Source organism: Moorena sp. SIO3H5, from assembly GCF_010692395.1.
GTDB lineage: Bacteria > Cyanobacteriota > Cyanobacteriia > Cyanobacteriales > Coleofasciculaceae > Moorena.
Genome location: NZ_JAAHHS010000698.1, coordinates 1 through 2,114 on the forward strand (window position 1 = coordinate 1; position 2,114 = coordinate 2,114).

Sequence of the window (2,114 nt, forward strand, 5' to 3'; positions counted from 1 at the left end):
CCATCCTCGCCTCCGCCGCCAAGGGTGGAAACATAAATGCCCTCCGGTCCGCAATGAATAGTATCCTATTAAAGACAGCAGAGTCTTATCTAAGGGAATCCGTTGCTCCCTTGGCTTCAGAAATTGATAGTGCTCCTGAGGTGTTACGAGAGGCTCTCAAGGGGATTAGCGATCGCAGGTTGCTAGGGCTACGGATTCCGAAATCCTTAGGAGGTCTCGAAGTTAGTAGCACAACCTTTGGCTACTTCCAGCAACTGGTAGCACGGTATTCTGGTGCTTTGGCATTCTTGCAAATGCAACACCAGAGTGCTGGAGCAATGATCGCCTACTCTGACAATGAATCATTGAAGCACCAGTATCTTCCTAAATTAGCCCAGGGTCAAGTGCTAGTTGGTATCGGCTTTTCCCAAGTGCGACGAACAGGTAACCCACTGGTGAAAGCTATTCCGGTAGATGGTGGATATCAGATCATTGGAAAAGTGCCTTGGGTCACTGGGTTTAGCTTCTTTCAAGAGTTTGTCATTGGTGCAGTATTGCCTGATGGTGGAGAACTTTACGGTATGGTGCCATTGACTCCGACCTGCCAAGATGCAGGTGGTACTATTACCTTTAGCAAACCCATGGCACTGGGGGCGATGCAATCCACCAATACTGTTAGTGCTACCCTTACGGATTGGTTCTTACCCGAAGAACGTGTGGTTTCGATTGCTAAAGCAGGTACAATTCACGAAAATGACCAGAAAAAAGTTTTGTCTGCTGGTTTTTTGGCTCTAGGATGTGCCCAAGCTGGACTGGACATTGTAGAAGGGGCGGCCAAAACCAAGCAACTGGATTTCCTATTCAATGCTTTTGAATCCCTCAATGGGGAATTGATTCGCTGCCAGACAGCCATGATCGAAGCAGCACAAGCGGATTCCCAGACCTTTGAACAACGGTTACAACTGAGGACTCGGGCAATTAACTTAGCAGGAAGATGTGCTCAAGCAGCGGTGACTGTGTCTAGTGGTGCTGCTAACTACAAACACCATCCTGCCCAGCGAGTCTATCGGGAAGCTTTGGTATTCACGGTCTCTGGTCAAACCACGGCTATCATGGAGGGAACTTTGGCTCGGTTGATATAGCGTTACGCGCAAGTCCACAAGTCCGCAAGTCAGATGTTCCAGACCACCTTTTAAATTTGACCAAGCCATCAGTATCAACAGCCCTTGCTCGACATCCCTGCACGGTTGCTAATTATTTTGGAAAATATGTCTAGTTTGACTTTCAAACTCCTTGGTAAAGGTTTCAGTATCAGGTAACTTCCCAGTTCTTAATTCTCTAAATAGCAAAGAACCAGCAATTTGTAGCAGCGCGGGATGTCCACCAGCCCTGTCTTTAATAACATCCTGTAATGCTGGTGTGATGGGAATACTGGCCATTAATTGCTCGACCTCAGTTTCCGTTAATGGCTTAAGGGATTGAAACAAATAATGGTTATACCAGGGAGAACTATTGGGATTAAAAGGAGGACCAAGTTCATTGAGAGGGCGGAGTGAAGCAACAATCATTGATAAATATCTCCTCTCCCGAGAGTGATAGGCAATACTGCGACACTCTGTGACAAAGGTTTCGATGTCAGCTTGAGTATAGTGCTGGTTTTCCCGCAAAGCTGCATCATAGTCATCCACTAGCAACACCAAGAATTTGTTGTGTTTCCCAAGCTTTCGCAATACTTGGCGCATCCCCCTGGTAGTTGTTTGTCCCTGATCCAGCAATGTGTCAATGTAACTCTGAAGGTCTGGCTCACTGTCTAATTTATTGATCAGCTCAGTTAGGACTTCTTGCCAAAACCCGGAAGCTGTAAATGGTTGGATACTTTCGCAACTGAGGAGCACCATCACTGCCTGTGATGGATCTTGTCCATACTCTTCCCAAACTTCGGGGGAAGCCAGGAGTTCCAGGAAAGAGGTCTTTCCCATGCCTAGACCACCCCAAATTGCTAGGTTACTGCGGTTAGAGATTTGATCAAAGGCAGCCTGAATTTCTGATCGTCGTCCCACAAAACGGTCTGGGGGCACTGGTGCCCCCACAAAGAAAGGATTGTTTAATTTGTTATAAAGTTTATCAGCGTCTTG

General features: G+C 46.9%; 2 protein-coding genes. One reads left to right on the top strand and one right to left on the bottom strand.

The features are described from left to right. The first annotated feature begins 53 nt into the window (after positions 1-53). A complete protein-coding gene (locus F6K52_RS35660; RefSeq protein ID WP_293089832.1) occupies positions 54-1,121 on the top strand; it encodes an acyl-CoA dehydrogenase family protein in 1,068 nt (355 codons plus the stop codon). Positions 1,122-1,229: 108 nt separating this feature from the next. On the opposite strand, the gene F6K52_RS35665 is transcribed toward F6K52_RS35660, so the two are convergent. Continuing rightward, the coding region (locus tag F6K52_RS35665) for an ATP-binding protein (protein WP_293089830.1) at positions 1,230-2,114 on the bottom strand (885 nt) is incomplete at its 5' end.

Bases quoted from the DNA above. Each gene is read 5' to 3' on its own strand.
- F6K52_RS35660 (WP_293089832.1), top strand. From the start codon at position 54: ATGAATAGTATCCTATTAAAGACAGCAGAGTCTTATCTAAGGGAATCC.